This window comes from Kocuria rosea subsp. polaris, assembly GCF_001483755.1.
Classification (GTDB): Bacteria; Actinomycetota; Actinomycetes; order Actinomycetales; family Micrococcaceae; genus Kocuria; species Kocuria cellulosilytica.
Genome location: NZ_LQBK01000033.1, coordinates 281,470 through 297,813, shown reverse-complemented (window position 1 = coordinate 297,813; position 16,344 = coordinate 281,470). Strand labels below are relative to the sequence as shown.

The window sequence follows — 16,344 nt, the reverse complement described above, 5'->3', positions numbered from 1 at the left end:
GAGGGGCCCGGCACCACGTGGTGCCGGGCCCCTCGCCGTCCCCGGAGCCCTCCGCCGGCGGCGCCGGGTCAGCGGCGGACGGCCAGCAGCAGCCCCGAACCGGTCGTCAGCAGGGCCGTGCTGAAGCGCTCGTCCTCCCGGAACAGCCGGTGCACGGCCCGCATCGTCCGGGTGTTCTCCTCCCGGTTGGCCGGCTGGGCCACCTTGTCCTGGGACAGGGCGTCGTTGACCACGAGCATCCCGCCGGGGCGGAGCAGCCGGACCGCCTCCTCCGCGTAGTCCAGGGTCCCCTCGGCGTCGCCGTCGAGGAAGACCAGGTCGTAGGCACCCGCGCTCAGCCGGGGCATCACGAGTGACGCGCGGCCGGGGATGGTGCGGGTCCGGCTCGTCGGGACCCCGGCCTCCCGGAACGTGTCGCGGGCCGCGCGCAGCGCCCGGATGTCGGTGTCGATGGTGGTCAGCACGGACGTCCCGGGCAGCCCGCGCAGCAGTGCGAGGCCGGACACCCCGGCCCCCGTGCCGACCTCGACCACGGTGGCGGGCCGGGCCGCCGCCGCGAGCACGGTCAGGGCCGCGGCCGTTCCCGGGGTGACCGGGGGGATGCGCAGGGCGAGGGAGCGCTCCCGGGCGCGGTAGGCGAGCTCGTCCTCGGCGGCGAACGCCTCGGCGTACGACCAGCTCGTCGTCTTGTCCGCGCCCATGGTCCGCCCTTCGTCGCTGTAGTGGATGCGCGCCATCCTACCGGCTGACGCCCTCCGCCCGGCCACCGTCCAGTCGGCATCCAGCTTCCCCGCCGATCATGGAGTGGTCCGCGGACCCGTCCGCCGACCCGTCCGCCGCACCGGCCGCGGCGCCGGGCCGGGCCACGGAGCCGCCCGGGCCGCGCCGTCCCGGCCGCCGCCCGCACCGCCGCACGAGGAGGACCGATGCCCCGCCCGGAGCGCACCGCGCCGGCCCGCCGCAGCAGCGCGGTCCCCGTGCTCGCGGCCACCCTGAGCGCGGTCCTCACCCTCGTCCTGGGCTCCGGCTACGCCGTCGGGCGCACCGCACTGGCCGAGGCTCCGCACGGCGGCGAGGAGCAGGTCCCGGTCTCGGCGTGGCACGGCACCCACGGGGTGCTCAACGCGGACGAGGTCTCCGCGGACGGCCTGCGCGCGGAGGGGTGGACGCTGCCCACGCTGGCCTCGGACGGGTACCGGGTGGTCTCGATGACCCGGGGCGCGCTGGCCGGGCACCCGCTCGTGGTGATCAGGCTGCACCGCGGGGAGGACGAGGTCGTGGTGGTCGAGCAGCGCGGACGGGTCGACCGGGAGAACCCCATGGACGGGCTGACCGGGCTGCCCGTGAGCGCGGAGGGCCTCGAGCCCGTGGCCGTGGAGGGCGTGCCGCTGTGGGTGGACGCCGGACCGCCGTGGCGGGCGGTGGTCGTGGGGGACGCGGTCGTCTACACGGTCACCGGGGACTCCGGCCCCTCCGCGATGGCCCGCACCGTCGGCCTCGTCGTGGCCGACGAGCGCGGGCGTGTCGTGGAGCCCGCGGAGGGCAGGCCCGGCGTCCTCGAGACGGTCGCCGCGGGCCTGCGCGAGATCTTCGGCTGAACGGCCACCGGCCCGCCGACTGGTAAAATCTCTTCCTGTGCTCGGCATCAACGGCGGCGAAGCGATCATCCTGGTGCTCCTGGCCCTGTTCATCATCGGGCCGGAGCGGCTGCCGGAGTACGCGGAGAAGCTCAAGGAGTTCGTCAAGGCCGCGAAGCGGTACGCGACCGGCGCCACCGAGGAGCTCAGGGAGACCCTGGGGCCCGAGATCGCCGACGTCGACTGGCGCAAGCTCGACCCCCGCCAGTACGACCCCCGCACCATCGTGCGCCAGGCCCTGCTGGAGGACGACGAGCCGGCGGAGCCCGCCGCGCCGCGGCCCCGCCCCGGACCGGTGCTGACCCGGCTGGCCCCGGGCGAACGGGCGCCCTTCGACACCGAGGCCACCTGAGCCGGACGCCCCGGTCCGCCCGCACGGACCGCGGCCGGCGCGTCAGCGCGGAACGAGGCCCGGCGAGCCCGCGTGGGCGGGTGCCCGTGCGTCAGCGCGGACCGAGGCCCAGCGGGCGCCCGGCGAGCCCGCGCGGGCGGGTGCCCAGCGCGTCGGCGACCGAGCGGAGCGCGACCGCGGCGGGCGATCCCGGTGCCGACCACACGACCGGACGGCCCGCGTCCCCGCCCTCGCGCAGGGCGACGTCGAGGGGCACGGCGCCCAGCAGCGGCACGTCGTACCCCAGCCGGCGGGTCAGGGACTCCGAGATCCGGGTGCCGCCCCCGGCGCCGAAGAGCTCGAGCACGCTGCCGTCCGGCATCGGCATCCCCGCCATGTTCTCGACGACCCCCGCCACCTTCTGACCGGTCTGCACCGCGAGGGCCCCGGAGCGCTCGGCGACCTCGACGGCCGCCTGCTGGGGCGTGGAGACCACGAGCACCTCCGCCGAGGGCAGCAGTTGCGCCACGGAGATCGCGATGTCCCCCGTGCCCGGCGGGAGGTCGAGGAAGAGGTGGTCGAGGTCCCCGAAGTGCACGTCCGTGAGGAACTGCTCGACGGCGCGGTGTAGCATCGGCCCGCGCCAGGCCACGGGCTGGTCCGGGTCCACGAACATCCCGATCGAGATGACCTTGAGCACCCCGGCGCGCCCGGAGTCCTCCCGCGCCGCGCCGGGGACCTCCACGACCGGGGGCAGGATCATGTCCCCGACCTGCGTGGGCGCCCGGTCGATGCCCAGCAGCCCGGGGACGGAGAAGCCGTGCACGTCCGCGTCCACGATGCCCACCGACCGGCCCCGCGCGGCGAGCGCCGCGGCGAGGTTGACGGTGACCGTCGACTTGCCGACCCCGCCCTTGCCGCTGGTCACGGCGTGCACCCGGGTCAGGGAGGAGGGGTCGTTGAAGGGCACGGTCCGGGTGTGGCCCACCCTCTCCTTGAGGGCCGTGCGCTGCTCGGGCGTCATCACCCCGATCTGCACGTCCACGGAGCGCACCCCGTCCACGGTCCCCACGGCGTCCCGGACGTCCTGCTCGATGGTGGAGCGGAGGGGGCAGCCGCTGATCGTCAGCAGCACGTGCACGGCGGCGCGGCCGGCGTCGTCGAGCGCGGCGGAGCGGATCATCCCCAGTTCGGTCACGGGCCGGCGCAGCTCGGGGTCGAGCACCCGGTCCAGCGCCGCGCGCAGCGCGGGGTCGAGGGCCTCGGGGGCGAGGACGTCGTCGGGGCGGGGCTCAGGCACGGGGGATTCCTCGGGTCTCTGGGGCGGTGGGTCGGTCGGGGCCCCCGCCGCGGCGGCGGGCGGGCCGCCTTGGCGGGGTCCCCGTCTCCTCGGCGTCCGGGGCGTCTTCCTGGGACTCGAGGATCTCCTCGAGCACCGAGCGCAGCTCCGAGCGCACGAAGTCGCGGGTGGCGACGTCCCGCAGCGCGATCCGCAGGGAGGCGATCTCCCGGGTCAGGTACTCGGTGTCGGCGAGGTTCTGCTGCGCCCGGCGGCGGTCCTCCTCCTGGGTCACCCGGTCCCGGTCGTCCTGGCGGTTCTGCGCCAGCAGCAGCAGGGGCGCCGCGTAGGAGGCCTGCAGGGAGAGCATGAGCGTGAGCAGCGTGAAGTTCAGGGCTCGGGGGTCGAACTGGGCCGACTCGGGAGCCATGGTGTTCCAGGCGAGCCAGACGACCACGAAGACCGACATCCAGAACAAGAACTGCGGGGTGCCCATGAAGCGGGCGAAGCCCTCGGTCATCCGCCCGAAGGCGTCGGGGTTCGGCCGGTACCGGTCCAGCAGCCCGGGCCGGTGCTCGCGCGGCTGGTCGAGGGTGTTGCCGCGGGCGCCGGCACGGGGGCTGACGCGGGGGCGCCGGGGCTCGCGCTCACTCATACCGCTTGCCCACCTTCCGGATCGGGGTGCCGTCGTCGGCGGTGCGCCAGTCGTCGGGCAGCAGGGCGTCGAGGACGTCGTCGATCGTGATCGCCCCGACCACCCGGTCGTGGTCGTTGACGACCGGGATGATGGTGAGGTCGTAGGTCGCGAGCTCGCGGGCGACGTCCTGCAGGGAGGCGAGGTCGGAGACCGGCTCGAGCGAGCGGTCGATGAGGTTGCCCACGGCCTCCGGCGGGGGATAGCGCAGGAGCTTCTGGGTGTGCACCATGCCCAGGTACTTGCCGGTGGGCGTCTCCAGCGGCGGGCGGGAGACGATCACGGCCGCCGCGACGGCGGGGCTGAGCTCCTCCTGGCGGATGTGCGCGAGCGCCTCGGCGACCGTGGCCTCCGGCGGCAGGATGATCGGCACGGGGGTCATGAGGGAGCCGGCCGTGCCCTCCTCGTACTCCAGCAGGCGCCGGACGTCCTCGGCGTCCTCGGGCTGCATGAGCGCGAGCAGCGCCTCGGCCTGGGTGTCGGGCAGCTCGTTGAGCAGGTCGGCGGCGTCGTCGGGCTCCATCTCCTCGAGCACCGTGGCCGCGCGGTCGGGCTCCATGTTGGTGAGGATGTAGACCTGGTCCTCCTCCGGGAGCTCCTCGAGGACGTCCGCGAGCCGGTCGTCCTGGAGCTCGTGGGCGATCTCGAGCATGCGCTTGGCCGACATGTCGTGCAGCTCGTCGGCGAGGTCGGCGGGCTGCTGCTCCTCGTGGGAGGCGACCCACTGGGTGGCCGGCTGGTGGCCCGCGGCGGAGGGGTCCCCCGCGTCCTCCCAGTCGATGATCAGGGTCTCGTTGCGCCGGCGCATCAGGCCCCCGCCCGTGCCGGTGCGGCGGACGAAGAGCTGGGTGATCAGCCAGTCCCCGGTGTTGCGCCGGCGCTCCATGGCCATGTCCTCGACCGTGGCCGAGCCGGAGCCGTCGCGCAGCACCACGGTGCGGTCGAAGACCTCGCCGACGGCCAGGGTCTCCGCTCCGCGCTGCTCGAAGCGGCGCAGGTTCACGAGCCCCGTGCTGATGATCTTCTCCGCGTCGATGCTGGTCACGCGGGTCATGGGCACGAACACCCGCTTCTTGCCGAGGACCTCCACCACGAGGCCGACCACGAGGGGGCGGCGGGAGGAGCGGCCGTACCGGGAGCTGCCGCGCATGAGCACGACGACGTCGCGCAGCCGGCCCAGACGGTCGCCCAGGGGGTCGAACACGTCGAGGCCGATCAGGCGCGCGATGAAGATCTTGTCGATGTGGCTGCTCACCGTACAAGACTACCCACCGGGTCCACGGGGCCGGGCGCGGGCCGGGGTGCGGGGCGGGGCGGGGTCCGCGACGGGGCGGGGCGCGGACCGGCGGGCGGATGGGGAAGAATGGGGGGCATGAGCTCGCCACGGTCCCTGCCCTCCGCCAGCCCCGCCGCCCGCGGTCTGCCCCGCGGGGAGGTGATCGGGCGCTACGGCACGTACGCCGACGCCCAGAAGGCGGTGGACCACCTCGCGGACGAGCAGTTCGAGGTGGACCAGATCGCGATCGTCGGCAACGACCTGAAGTCCGTGGAGCAGGTCACCGGCCGGCTCAGCTACCCGAAGGTCGCGGGCCAGGGCGCGCTCAACGGCATGGTCTTCGGAGCCTTCCTGGGGATGATCCTCTCGCTGCTGGGCGGGGAGCAGTGGCTGTCCACGCTGCTGGTGTCGGTGCTGATGGGCGGGGCCTTCTGGATGCTGCTGGCCACCATCACCTACGCGATGCAGCGCGGGAAGCGGGACTTCACCTCGACCAACCAGATCGTCGCCACCTCCTACGACGTCGTGGCCGCCCCCGAGGTGGCCCAGCGCGCCCAGCAGGTGCTGCGGGGGCTCCGGGGGCTGCAGGGCCCGCCCCGGCCGGCGACCGGGCCGCGACCCGGTCCGCAGCTGGGTCCGCCCCCGGTCCAGCACCCGGGGCCGCCCTCGGCCGGTGCCGGGGCCCCGTGGCAGCGGCCCCCGTACGGCGCCCCCGCGGAACGGGCTCCCGGCCCCGAGGATCCCGGCCCGGCCGGCGGGGGCGAGCAGGCCGCCGCGCCCGGACCCTCCGCGACGTTCCAGGACCTGCCCGACGGCCGCCCCCAGTACGGCATCCGGCTCCCCGCCGGGCAGGAGCCCGGAGGACAGGACGCCGGGCGGGGTCCTGCCGCACCGGGTTCCGCCGGGCCGGAGCCCGGTGCGCAGGACGCCGGGCGCGGTGCTCCCGGGCAGGCTTCCGCCGGGCCGCGGTCCGGCGGGCAGGAGACCCGCGGACAGGACGCCGCCGGGCAGGAGTCCCGCGGGCAGGACGCCGGCGGGGGCGAGCCGCCCGCCGGCGGGAGCACATCCGCCGGCGCCCCGCGCTGACGGGCGCCGGCGGGAGGCTCAGCTCGGGTCCACGCCCTCCCGGGCGTGCCACAGCCCGGTCATCCACGCCTCGACCTCGTCCGGGGTGCGGGGCAGCCCGGAGGAGAGGTTGACGTTGCCGTCCTCGGTGATCAGGACGTCGTCCTCGATCCGCACGCCGATCCCGCGGTACTCCTCCGGCACCGCGAGGTCCTCCGCCTTGAAGTAGAGGCCCGGCTCGATGGTGAACACCATGCCCGGCTCGATGACCCCGTCCACGTAGAGCTCGCGCTTGGCCTGGGCGCAGTCGTGCACGTCGAGGCCCAGGTGGTGGCTCGTGCCGTGCGGCATCCACCGCCGGTGGTGCTGGCCCTCCGCGGAGAGCGAGACCTCGGCGGGCACGGGCAGCAGCCCCCAGCTCTCCAGCCGCCGGGCCAGGACCTCCATGGCCGCGGCGTGCACGTCCCGGAACCGGTTGCCGGGCACCGCGGCGTCGAACGCGGCGTCGGCGGCGTCGAGGACCGCCTGGTAGATCCGCCGCTGGACGTCGCTGTAGCGACCGTTCACGGGCAGGGTGCGGGTGATGTCCGCGGTGTAGAGGGAGTCGGCCTCCACCCCCGCGTCCACGAGGATCAGCTCCCCCGGGATGACGCGGCCGGTGTTGCGTATCCAGTGCAGGACCGTGGCGTTGTTGCCGCACGCCGCGATGGTGTCGTAGCCGAGGTCGTTGCCGTCCGTGCGGGCTCGGGCGAAGAAGGCGCCCTCGACCATGCGCTCGCCGCGGTGGCGGTGGCCCGCGGCCGCGGGCAGCACGTGCACGATGTCGGTGAAGCCGGCGATGGTCGCGTCCACGGCCTCGCGCAGCTGGCCGATCTCGTGCTCGTCCTTGACGAGGCGCAGCTCCGAGAGCGCCTCGGCGAGCTCGCCGTCGAGGGCGTCCGAGGACTCGAGGTCCACCCCGGTGTTGATCCGGGAGGTGTCGACCAGGGCGTCGACGTTCAGGTCCACCTCCCGCACGAGCCGGATCCGCAGGCCGCCCAGCGCGGTGGGCCCGGCGTTCTTGGTGACCGCGTCCTCGAGGCCCCCGAGGTCGCGGGTGCGCAGCCCGCAGGCGGTCCCGAGCTCCTCGAGGGTGGGCCGGGGGCCGACCCAGAACTCGCCGTTCTTGGCGTCGGCGTAGAACTCCTTCGAGTCCCGGCCGGCCATGGGGTGGAAGTACAGGGTGGCCTCGTGGTGGCCGCCGTCGTCCCCCGCGCCCTCCTCGACGGGCTCGAGGACCAGCACGGCGTCGGGCTCGTGGTCCACGCCCAGACCCGTGAGGTGCGCGAACGCGGAGTGCGGGCGGAAGCGGTAGTCGGTGTCGTTGGAGCGGACCTTGAGCGGTCCGGCGGGAAGCACGAGCCGCTCGCCGGGGAAGCGCTCGGAGATCCGCCGCCGCCGCTGCGCGGCGAAGTCCGCGACCGGGGCCCGCTCCACCTCGGTGGGCTCCGCCTCGGCCCACTGGGACGCCATGAACTGCTGGAAGGCGGCGGAGTCGGGGCGCTGGGACCGGTTCTCGACCCGGTCCGAGAGCGGCTGCGCGCCGTCCTGGGGTGTCGTGCTGTGCTCTGTCATGATTCCTTTCCTCGCGTCGTCCGTCTCATCGTGCCACGGGAGGCGGCGGGCCGTCCGGTCCGGGGCCGGTATCGTGGAGCGGGTGAAGATCGACCTGCACACGCACTCGTCCGACTCCGACGGCACGGAGAGCCCGGCGGACGTCGCCCGTGCGGCGCACGCGGCGGGCCTGGACGTGTTCGCCCTCACCGACCACGACTCCACGTCCGGGTGGCGGGCGGCCGGGGACGCCGCCGTGGCCCTGGGGGTCGCCTTCGTCCCGGGCATGGAGATCTCCTGCACCACCGGTGACGGGATCTCGGTGCACCTGCTGAGCTACCTGCACGACCCGGAGGAGCCGGGGCTGCTCGCCGAGGTCGAGTCCTCCCGCTGCTCCCGGCGCACGCGGGCCGAGCGCATGGTCGAGCTGCTGTCCGAGGACTACCCGATCGACTGGGACGTGGTCCTGGAGCACGTGCACGAGGGGGCCACCGTGGGCCGCCCGCACATCGCCGACGCCCTCGTCACCGTGGGCGTCGTGGAGAACCGCACCGCGGCCTTCGCCTCGGTGCTGCACAGCCGCTCCCGCTACTACGTCCCCCACTACGCTCCGGACCCGGTGCACGCGGTCCGCCTCGTGCGGGCCGCGGGCGGCGTCCCGGTGTTCGCCCACCCGCTCGCCGCGGCCCGCGGGCGGGTGGTCGGCCCGGAGGTCTTCGAGGCCATGATCGACGCCGGCCTCGGCGGGCTCGAGGTCGCGCACCGGGACAACCCCGACGACGCGCGGGCCCGCCTGGTCCGGATGGCCTCCGAGCACGACCTGGTGGTCACGGGCTCCAGCGACTACCACGGCGCCGGCAAGCCGAACCGGCTGGGCGAGAACCTGACGTCCGTCCAGTCGCTCGTGCGGATCGAGGAGCAGGCCGTCTCCGGCGTGTCCGTGCGCTACCCCTGAGCGTTCCGCCGCCCCTGCTTCTACCACCCGGCGGCCGCCGCCACGCCCCGCTCGGACCGCCGACGGCGGTGAGATCGCTCACGTCGGGCCCCGTGCCCCGAGGGCCGTCCTGCCCCGTCACGACGGGCCGGAACGGCCGATCCGGGGCCCGCCGCCGCCCCGGGCCGGCCGTCGGCCGTGTGTTACGTTCGCCCAGGCCGCTCCCGGACGTGCGTCGACGCAGCAACGCCCCCCGCGCGGCACCCTCCTGATCAGCCGGCGGCCGGCGCCCCGCAGTGCCCTCCGCCCCGACGAAAGGACCTGCATGCCGCCCGCCGACATCGAACCGCCCTTCGGGCTCCTCCTGACCCTCGGTCTCCTCGTGCTCTTCTACGGGGGGACCTTTCTCATGTCCGTGCGCATCGGGCACCGGAAGGAGAACGCGGACAGCTACATGACGGCCGGTCACGGGGTGGGCTTCGGCGTCTCCGCGGCGTCCATGACCGCGACCTGGATCTGGGCGTCCTCGATGTACGCCTCGGTGACCTCCGGCTACACCTACGGGATCTCCGGGCCCATCCACTACGGGCTGTGGGGCGCGCTGATGATCCTGTTCATCTACCCGTTCGGCCGCCGGATCCGCAAGGTCGCCCCGCACGCCCACACCCTGGCCGAGGTCATGTACGCCCGGCACGGGCGCTCCAGCCAGCTCATGCTCGCCGGCTCCAACGTGGTGGGCAGCGTCATCAGCCTCATGTCCAACTTCATCGCCGGCGGCGCGCTCATCTCGATGCTCTCGCCGTTCAGCTTCGTGCAGGGCGTCGTCGTCATCGCCGTCGGCGTGCTCCTGTACACGCTGTGGTCCGGGTTCCGGGCCTCGGTGCTCACCGACTTCGCCCAGGTCGTGGCCATGCTCGGCGCGGTCGTGATCATCGTCCCCGCGCTCTTCTTCCTCCTGGGCGGGCCGTCGCTGTTCACCGAGGGCGCCCGGAACCTGACCCCCGAGCAGGGCACCTTCTTCTCCGGCGACGCCTTCCTCAACCAGGGCGCGCCCTACATCGCGGCGGTGCTGGCGTACGCCATCGGCAACCAGACCATCGCCCAGCGGCTCTTCGCCGTGCGCGAGGACCTCATCCGGCCGACCTTCGTCACCGCGACCATCGGCTACGGCGCGACCATCATCGGCATCGGCATGATCGGCGTGCTCGCCCTCTACGCCGGGCTCGAGCCCGTCGGCGGGGACACCAACAACCTGCTGCCGCAGATCGCGGCCGGCTACCTGCCGGGCATCCTGCTGGCGGTGTTCTTCGTCATGGTCATCGGCTCGCTCTCCTCGACCGCCGACTCCGACCTCTCCGCCCTGTCCTCGATCACCATGGCGGACATCTACGGCCAGGGCGTGCGCAGCCGGGGCCGGAAGGCCGACCCGCGGACCATGCTGCTCGTCGGCCGGCTGACCATGCTCGTCGCCACGGCCGTGGCCGTCGTGTTCGCGAGCCTGCAGCTGAACATCCTCGACCTGCTCGTGTTCGTGGGGGCGCTCTGGGGCGCGCTGGTCTTCCCCGTCATCGCGAGCTTCTACTGGGGCAAGGTCACGAACCGGGCGTTCACCGTCTCGGTGCTCGCCGCGCTGGCCGTGTTCCTGCCCGTGCGTTTCGGGGCCGTCCCCGGCACGGGCCTGCTGCCGCTGCTCGTCGAGGTCCTGGCCGTCGTGGGTGTGGGTGTGGTCCTGGGCCTGATGGTCTTCGGGTTCCTCGGCACCCGCCCGGCCTTCGTCGTCGGCCTGCTGGGCTCCCTCGCCTCCGCGCCGTTCGTGCTGGGCTTCCTGCGCGACTACGAGGCCCTCACGGGTTCCCTCGTCGCCTACGCGGTGAGCACGGTGGTGTGCTGGGCGATGTCCGTGCGCCACCGCGACGACTTCGACTTCGCCTCGATCCGGCGGCGCACCGGCGACTTCACCGACGACCCCGCCGACGAGTCCACCGAGAGCCCGGCCGAGCAGGCGCTCACCGCCCGCGGCGCGCTCTGATTTCCCGACGACCCCGAAAGGACGCCCATGTCCCCGCTCGCCCTCACCGTCTACGTCCTCGTCTGGCCCCTCCTGGTGGCCGGTACCTTGGCCGTGATCTGCACCGCCTTCGGCAAGGAGGCGGCCGCGGCCCGGCGCGAGGGGAACGACCTCGTCTGAGCCGTTCCCCGCGCACGACGGCGTCGGGCCCNNNGGCCCGGACCGCCTCGTGCGGTCCGGGCCCGACGCCGTCAGCGGGGCTGCCCGTGCTCAGTCCCACACGGTCGCCCCCGGCAGGCGGGCGCGCATGACCTCGATCGCCTCCGGGTTCCGGTCCACGCACACGAACCGCCGTTCCAGCTGCCCGGCGGCCGCGCCGAGCGTTCCGGAGCCGGCGAAGAAGTCCAGCACCCAGTCCCCGCGGGCGGAGCTGGCGGCGACCATCCGCCGCACGAGGCCCACCGGCTTCTGCGTGGGATAGCCGGTCTTCTCCCGGCCGGTGGGGGAGACGATGGTGTGCCACCACACGTCCGTCGGCAGCTTGCCCAGGCGGACCTTCTCGGGGGTCACCAGGCCGGGGGCCATGTACGGCTCCCGGTCCACCTCGGCGCTGTCGAACAGGTACCGCTCGGGGTCCTTCACGTACACCAGGACGTTGTCGTGCTTGGCGGGCCAGCGGCGCCGGGAGCGCCCGCCGTAGTCGTAGGCCCAGATGATCTCGTTCAGGAAGGACTCGCGCCCGAAGATCGCGTCCAGCATGACCTTGGCGTAGTGCACCTCCCGGTAGTCCAGGTGCAGGTACAGCGTCCCGTCGTCCGCGAGCACCCGCCAGGCCTCCCGCAGGCGGGGCTCCAGGAACCCCCAGTAGTCGGCGAACGCGTCGTCGTAGCTGCGCAGGGCCCCCAGCACGGTCGTGTAGGAGCGGCCGGCGAAGCCGGTGCGGTCTCCCGCGCCGGCGGAGGCCGGGGTCACGGTGGACTCCCGCCGGCGCTGGGTGCGGCCCGTGTTGAAGGGCGGGTCCACGTAGATCATGCGGAAGGCCCCGCCGGGCAGCCGCCGCAGGAGATCCAGGTTCTCCGCGGCGACCACCGCATCGGGGCCCTCTGCGTCGAAGGCGAAGGAGCTCACTCGGCGGCGGTGCCGCTCTGCTCCTGCCGGGCCCCGCCGCCACCGCGGCGGCGCCGGCGGCGGCGGGTGGTGCCGTCCGGGGTGCGCTCCACCGAGGTCTCCCGGGGCACCTCGCGGGTCCTTTCCCGGGTCGTCTCCCGGGTCGTCTCCCGCGGGGCGGCGGGCGAGGCGGCGTCGTCCCGGCGGCCACGGCCCTCGCCGCGGCCGGCACCGCGGTTCTCGCCGCGGCCCTCACCGCGCCGGGCGCCGCCGCGCTCGCGCGAGCGGCCGTCCCGGCCGTCGCCGCGCGGGCCGCTCTTGCGCCCGCCGGGCTCGCCGAGGTCCTCGAGCACCTCGGCGCCGAGCCCCTCGTGGGTGCGCTTGGACCGGGGGAGCCGGCCCTTGGTGCCCTTCGGGATGCTCAGCTCCTCGTACAGGTGCTCGGACGAGGAGTAGGTCTCGCGGGGCTCGGGGATGCCGAGCTCCAGGGCCTTGTCGATCAGCCGCCAGCGCGGGACGTCGTCCCAGTCCACGAACGTCACGGCCGTGCCCTTGTTGCCGGCGCGGCCGGTGCGCCCGGTCCGGTGCAGGTACGTCTTCTCGTCCTCGGGGCACTGGAAGTTGATGACGTGGGTGACGTCCTCGACGTCGATGCCGCGCGCGGCGACGTCCGTGGCCACGAGCACGTCGACCTTGTTGTTGCGGAACGCGCGCAGCGCCTGCTCGCGCGCGCCCTGGCCCAGGTCCCCGTGCAGCGGGGCGGCGGCGAAGCCGCGGCCGATCAGCTCGTCCGCGAGCTTGGCCGCGGCCCGCTTGGTCTTGGTGAACACGATGGTGCGGCCCCGGCCCTCGGCCTGCAGGATCCGCGCCACGACCTCGTCCTTGTCGAGGTGGTGCGCCCGGTAGACCACCTGGCGGATGTCCTTCTTGGTGGCGCCCTCGTCGGGCGCGGCGGCCCGGATGTGCATGGGCTTGGTCATGTAGCGACGGGCCATGGCCACCACGGGCCCGGGCATCGTCGCGGAGAAGAGCATGGTCTGGCGGACCTCGGGCACGGCCGAGAGCAGCTTCTCGACGTCGGGCAGGAAGCCGAGGTCGAGCATCTCGTCGGCCTCGTCCAGCACCACGGCCCGCACGGCGGAGAGGTCGAGGTGGCGCTGCCGGTTGAGGTCGATGAGCCGCCCGGGGGTGCCGACCACGACCTCGACGCCCGCCTGGAGCTCCTCGATCTGGGGCTCGTAGGCGCGGCCGCCGTAGATGGTCGCCACCCGGGCGTTGCGGGTCCGCGCGGCGGTCGCCAGGTCGTGGCCGACCTGGACGGCGAGCTCGCGCGTGGGCACCACGATGAGCGCCTGCGGGGCGCCGGGCTTCTTCAGCTGGTCCCACCCCGCGTCGCCGCGGCCCACGACGCGCTGGACCACGGGGATGCCGAAGCCGAGGGTCTTGCCCGTGCCGGTCTTGGCCTGGCCGATGATGTCCTGGCCGGACAGCGCCACCGGCAGGGTCATGGCTTGGATGGGGAAGGGGTGGACGATGCCCTCGGCGGCGAGGGAGTCCACGATGTCCTGGCGCACGCCGAACTCGGCGAAGTCCTGGGGCAGCGGCTCGGGGTGCTCGGTGGTCTCGACGACCACCTCGGGGGTGCCCTCGAGGGCGGCGTCGTCGTCGGGCGCGGCGGCCGGTGCGGTGTCGGTGATGTGGTCGGTCACGGTCGGGTTCCTTCGTTCGGGCACGCCCGGCCGGGGGAGGGGACCGGGGTCCGGGCCTCCGGGCCGCCGTGCTGGCGGCCGCCGGGGGCGTGCGTTGGGTGGAAGCCGATCGTGAGCGTGCGCCGCCTCGACCGGGCAAGCCACGGGTTCGTGGCGCCCGGATCCGGTCCTGCGCGGGGCCGCCGTCGGGGGCCTGTCCGCGGGGAGCGGGGGCGATGAGGTGTCTGTCGTTCGTGGGATCGCGGGTACGACCGGTCATCCAGTGCGCTTAACAGTGTAGCCCGACGACCGCGCACCCTCCGTGCGGTCGTCGGGCCGGGCCGCCGTGGCCGGCGGACGGGGTCTCAGTCGTCCTTCGTGAAGGGCATGAAGCCCACGGGCCGCTTCTGCTCGGCACCGACGGCGGCGTAGCCGATGGCGCCGCCGGGGACGACCGTCACGTTGCCCTTCGTGTCGGTCAGGGTCAGCGGGGACCCGGCGGAGACGGCGGCGGTGATCAGCTCCACGGCCTCCGGCGCCTCGAGGGCGGACTCGACGACGATCTCCCGGGCGACGTGCTGAACACCGATCTTGATTTCCATGGTTCCTCCTGGGCGGGGCTGCGGGATGCGTCCCGGTCAGTCTAGGAGGGCGCTACTGCCAGTCCTCGTCGATGATCGAGATTCCGCCCCAAGCTAAACGGAAGATCTGGCGCTGGGCCTCCGCCCGCCCGCCGGTGCCGGGGTTGCGGATCCAGTGCACCGCAGCGGTCTGCGCCATGCCGGTGAGGGAGCGCGAGACGAGCACCGCGTGCGGGTGGCTCAGCCCCGCGTTGGGCCCGAGGACCCCGGCGATCGAGTCGGCCACGGCCAGGTGGAAGTTCTCGAAGCGCTCCGCGACCTCGGGGTCCGCCAGCAGGTCCGACTCGAAGATCAGCCGGTGGGCCTCCGGGTTGGCCTCCACGAAGCCGAAGTAGACGTCCAGCATGGACTCCACCCGCTCGCGGTTCACGTCGCTGGCCTGCAGCGCCGAGACGAGGCCGAGGGAGAGCTCCTGGAGGTAGTGGTCCACGAGGGCGAGGTAGAGCTCGCGCTTGCCGGGGAAGTGCTGGTAGAGCACGGGCTTGCTCACCCGGGCGGCGTCGGCGATGTCGTCCATGGACGAGCCGTGGTAGCCGTTCGAGGAGAACACGGTCAGCGCCGTCTCGAGCAGCTGCCGCCGGCGGGCCTCGCGCGGAAGGCGCGCGGGGCGGCCTCTCCTGGTCTCAGTCATGAACCGTTCCTCCTCAACCAGCCGGCGGCGCCGGCCGAACGACTGCCGGCCTACCCCGCGGCGCGGGGACGGCGGGTGGCCTCCGGCGGCGCCGCGGCGGCCGGGGCCTCGGCCCGCTCCGCGGCGGGCGCGGGGACCTCGATCCCGTAGAGCGCCTCGAGGCCGGTGATGTACTCGTCCTGCCGGCCCTGCGCGGCGAGCTCGCGCGCGCGGACGGTGGGGGTGTGCAGGAGGGAGCGCACCATGCGGCGCATCGCGAGCTCGATCTGCTCCTGCGCGGCCGTGCACCCGTGGTGGGCGGTGACCTTCTCCAGCTCGGCGTCCAGGACGGCCATGGTGTGCTTGCGCAGGGCGACGATCGCGGCGTCCATGTCGCGGGCGTCCTGGCTCGCGGCGAACTCCTGGGCGGCGCGCTCGACGATCCCGCTCGCGGCCTCGACGGACTCCCGGGTCTCCTCCGGGGCGGCCACGCGCACCGACTCCAGGGTGATGAGCTCGACGCCGGGCAGGTCCGCCACGGCGGGGTCGAAGTCCCGGGTGAGGGCGAGGTCGACCACGGTGCGGGACCCGGCCGGGAACGCGGCGGCGCCCATGGGGGCGGAGCCGCCGCTGCAGCCGATGACGACGTCGGCGCGCTCCAGGGCGGCGTCCAGCTCCTCGGTCCCCACCGGCGTGCCGCCGCGGTTCTCCGTGAACTGCCCGGCCCGTCCGGACGCCGAGTACACCTCGATGTCGGCGCAGCCACGGTCGCGGAGGGCGGCCATGGTCGCCCCCGCGTAGGCGCCCGTGCCGAAGACGAGGGCCCGCCGCGACGTCCAGGTGCCGGCCGTGACGTCGTCGGCGAGGTCCAGGGCCACGGAGACGATGGAGCGGCCGCGCTCGCCGAGGGCGGTCTGCGTACCCACCTTGCGGGCGGTGCGGGCGGCCGCCTCGAACAGCCGCAGGAGCTTGCCGGAGACCGTCCCGGCCTGCTGGGCGTCGTTGAGGGCGCGGCGGACCTGCCCGGTGATCTCGCGCTCGCCCACCACGGCGGACTCCAGGCCGGAGACCACCGTGAAGAGGTGGCGCGCGGCGCCGGAGTCGGTGAAGGCCCGCAGGGAGCCGGCCACGAACTCGGGGTCGAGCCCGGCGCGGGAGCCGATCTGCTCGGCGAGATCGGCCAGCACCCGGTCCAGCGCCGCCCCGGAGGAGGTGCCCGGCACGTCCTCGAGCTCGCCGTAGATCTCGAGCCGGTTGCACGTCGAGAGGGTCACGGAGCCCCGGAGGGCCCCGCCGCTGACCATCTCCTCGGACAGCCCGAGCGCACCGGTGCTGAGACGCGCAACGGTGTTCAGATCGACGTTCTGGTGGGAGGCGACGAGTGCGAAGAGGACCACAGTGCATTCATACTAGACGGTCACCGCGGATTCGCGCCTCGGTGACGTCCGAGAGAACGCTCACGTCCGCCCCGCCCGCCCGTC

The 16,344-nt window shown here is 74.2% G+C and carries 16 protein-coding genes; 6 read left to right on the top strand and 10 right to left on the bottom strand.

Going from position 1 to position 16,344, the window contains the following annotated elements; translation table 11 throughout:
• Positions 1–68 precede the first annotated feature (68 nt).
• Positions 69–701: an O-methyltransferase gene (locus AVL61_RS13490; protein ID WP_058874848.1), complete on the bottom strand. Its 633-nt coding sequence runs from the start codon at positions 699–701 to the stop codon at positions 69–71.
• A gap of 225 nt (positions 702–926) precedes the next feature.
• On the opposite strand from AVL61_RS13490, the gene AVL61_RS13485 reads away from it, so the two are divergent.
• Positions 927–1,598, top strand: a complete 672-nt coding sequence (locus AVL61_RS13485) for a hypothetical protein (RefSeq protein ID WP_058874819.1) — start codon at positions 927–929, stop codon at positions 1,596–1,598.
• A 37-nt stretch (positions 1,599–1,635) separates the two neighbouring features.
• A complete protein-coding gene (locus AVL61_RS13480; protein WP_058874818.1) occupies positions 1,636–1,989 on the top strand; it encodes a twin-arginine translocase TatA/TatE family subunit in 354 nt (117 codons plus the stop codon).
• Between the two features lie 91 nt (positions 1,990–2,080).
• On the opposite strand, the gene AVL61_RS13475 is transcribed toward AVL61_RS13480, so the two are convergent.
• Genes AVL61_RS13475 through AVL61_RS13465 form a run of 3 tightly spaced genes read right to left on the bottom strand, consistent with a single transcriptional unit; the run spans position 2,081 to position 5,196 of the window.
• Positions 2,081–3,268, bottom strand: a complete 1,188-nt coding sequence (locus tag AVL61_RS13475) for an Mrp/NBP35 family ATP-binding protein (protein WP_058874817.1) — start codon at positions 3,266–3,268, stop codon at positions 2,081–2,083.
• Positions 3,261–3,902 carry a DUF1003 domain-containing protein gene (locus AVL61_RS13470; protein WP_058874816.1) on the bottom strand — a complete coding sequence of 214 codons (642 nt, stop codon included), beginning with the start codon at positions 3,900–3,902 and terminating at the stop codon, positions 3,261–3,263. Before AVL61_RS13470 ends, AVL61_RS13475 begins: the two co-directional genes overlap by 8 nt.
• On the bottom strand, positions 3,895–5,196 hold the full coding sequence (locus AVL61_RS13465; RefSeq protein WP_058874815.1) for a magnesium transporter MgtE N-terminal domain-containing protein: 1,302 nt from the start codon (positions 5,194–5,196) through the stop codon (positions 3,895–3,897). Before AVL61_RS13465 ends, AVL61_RS13470 begins: the two co-directional genes overlap by 8 nt.
• Before the next feature lie 117 nt (positions 5,197–5,313).
• Between AVL61_RS13465 and AVL61_RS13460 the strand changes: the two genes are divergently transcribed.
• The gene (locus AVL61_RS13460) at positions 5,314–6,303 is read left to right on the top strand and encodes a YflT domain-containing protein (RefSeq protein ID WP_058874814.1); all 990 of its coding nucleotides are present in this window, start codon (positions 5,314–5,316) and stop codon (positions 6,301–6,303) included.
• Between the two features lie 18 nt (positions 6,304–6,321).
• Here the strand turns inward: AVL61_RS13460 and AVL61_RS13455 are convergent, their stop codons facing one another.
• A complete protein-coding gene (locus AVL61_RS13455; protein ID WP_058874813.1) occupies positions 6,322–7,896 on the bottom strand; it encodes an aminopeptidase P family protein in 1,575 nt (524 codons plus the stop codon).
• A gap of 82 nt (positions 7,897–7,978) precedes the next feature.
• Here AVL61_RS13455 and AVL61_RS13450 point away from each other — a divergent pair, with 82 nt between their 5' ends.
• The 3 genes from AVL61_RS13450 to AVL61_RS18505 all read left to right on the top strand — a co-directional run bounded on the left by AVL61_RS13450 (position 7,979) and on the right by AVL61_RS18505 (position 10,997).
• Positions 7,979–8,830 carry a PHP domain-containing protein gene (locus tag AVL61_RS13450; RefSeq protein WP_058874812.1) on the top strand — a complete coding sequence of 284 codons (852 nt, stop codon included), beginning with the start codon at positions 7,979–7,981 and terminating at the stop codon, positions 8,828–8,830.
• Between the two features lie 304 nt (positions 8,831–9,134).
• Positions 9,135–10,838 carry a sodium:solute symporter family protein gene (locus AVL61_RS13445; RefSeq protein WP_058874811.1) on the top strand — a complete coding sequence of 568 codons (1,704 nt, stop codon included), beginning with the start codon at positions 9,135–9,137 and terminating at the stop codon, positions 10,836–10,838.
• A gap of 27 nt (positions 10,839–10,865) precedes the next feature.
• Positions 10,866–10,997, top strand: coding sequence for a putative transporter small subunit (locus AVL61_RS18505; protein ID WP_231738415.1), 132 nt, complete (start codon positions 10,866–10,868; stop codon positions 10,995–10,997).
• A gap of 90 nt (positions 10,998–11,087) precedes the next feature.
• Here the strand turns inward: AVL61_RS18505 and AVL61_RS13440 are convergent, their stop codons facing one another.
• From AVL61_RS13440 to AVL61_RS13420, 5 genes are all read right to left on the bottom strand, one after another.
• Positions 11,088–11,945 carry a DNA-methyltransferase gene (locus tag AVL61_RS13440; protein WP_058874810.1) on the bottom strand — a complete coding sequence of 286 codons (858 nt, stop codon included), beginning with the start codon at positions 11,943–11,945 and terminating at the stop codon, positions 11,088–11,090.
• The gene (locus AVL61_RS13435) at positions 11,942–13,633 is read right to left on the bottom strand and encodes a DEAD/DEAH box helicase (protein ID WP_082697156.1); all 1,692 of its coding nucleotides are present in this window, start codon (positions 13,631–13,633) and stop codon (positions 11,942–11,944) included. Before AVL61_RS13435 ends, AVL61_RS13440 begins: the two co-directional genes overlap by 4 nt.
• A 344-nt stretch (positions 13,634–13,977) precedes the next feature.
• Positions 13,978–14,214, bottom strand: a complete 237-nt coding sequence (locus tag AVL61_RS13430) for a DUF3107 domain-containing protein (RefSeq protein ID WP_058874809.1) — start codon at positions 14,212–14,214, stop codon at positions 13,978–13,980.
• A 52-nt stretch (positions 14,215–14,266) separates the two neighbouring features.
• Positions 14,267–14,884 carry a TetR/AcrR family transcriptional regulator gene (locus tag AVL61_RS13425; protein WP_058874808.1) on the bottom strand — a complete coding sequence of 206 codons (618 nt, stop codon included), beginning with the start codon at positions 14,882–14,884 and terminating at the stop codon, positions 14,267–14,269.
• A 50-nt stretch (positions 14,885–14,934) separates the two neighbouring features.
• Complete coding sequence (locus AVL61_RS13420; protein WP_058874807.1) at positions 14,935–16,260, bottom strand: glutamyl-tRNA reductase; 1,326 nt, start codon at positions 16,258–16,260, stop codon at positions 14,935–14,937.
• Between the last annotated feature and the right edge of the window lie 84 nt (positions 16,261–16,344).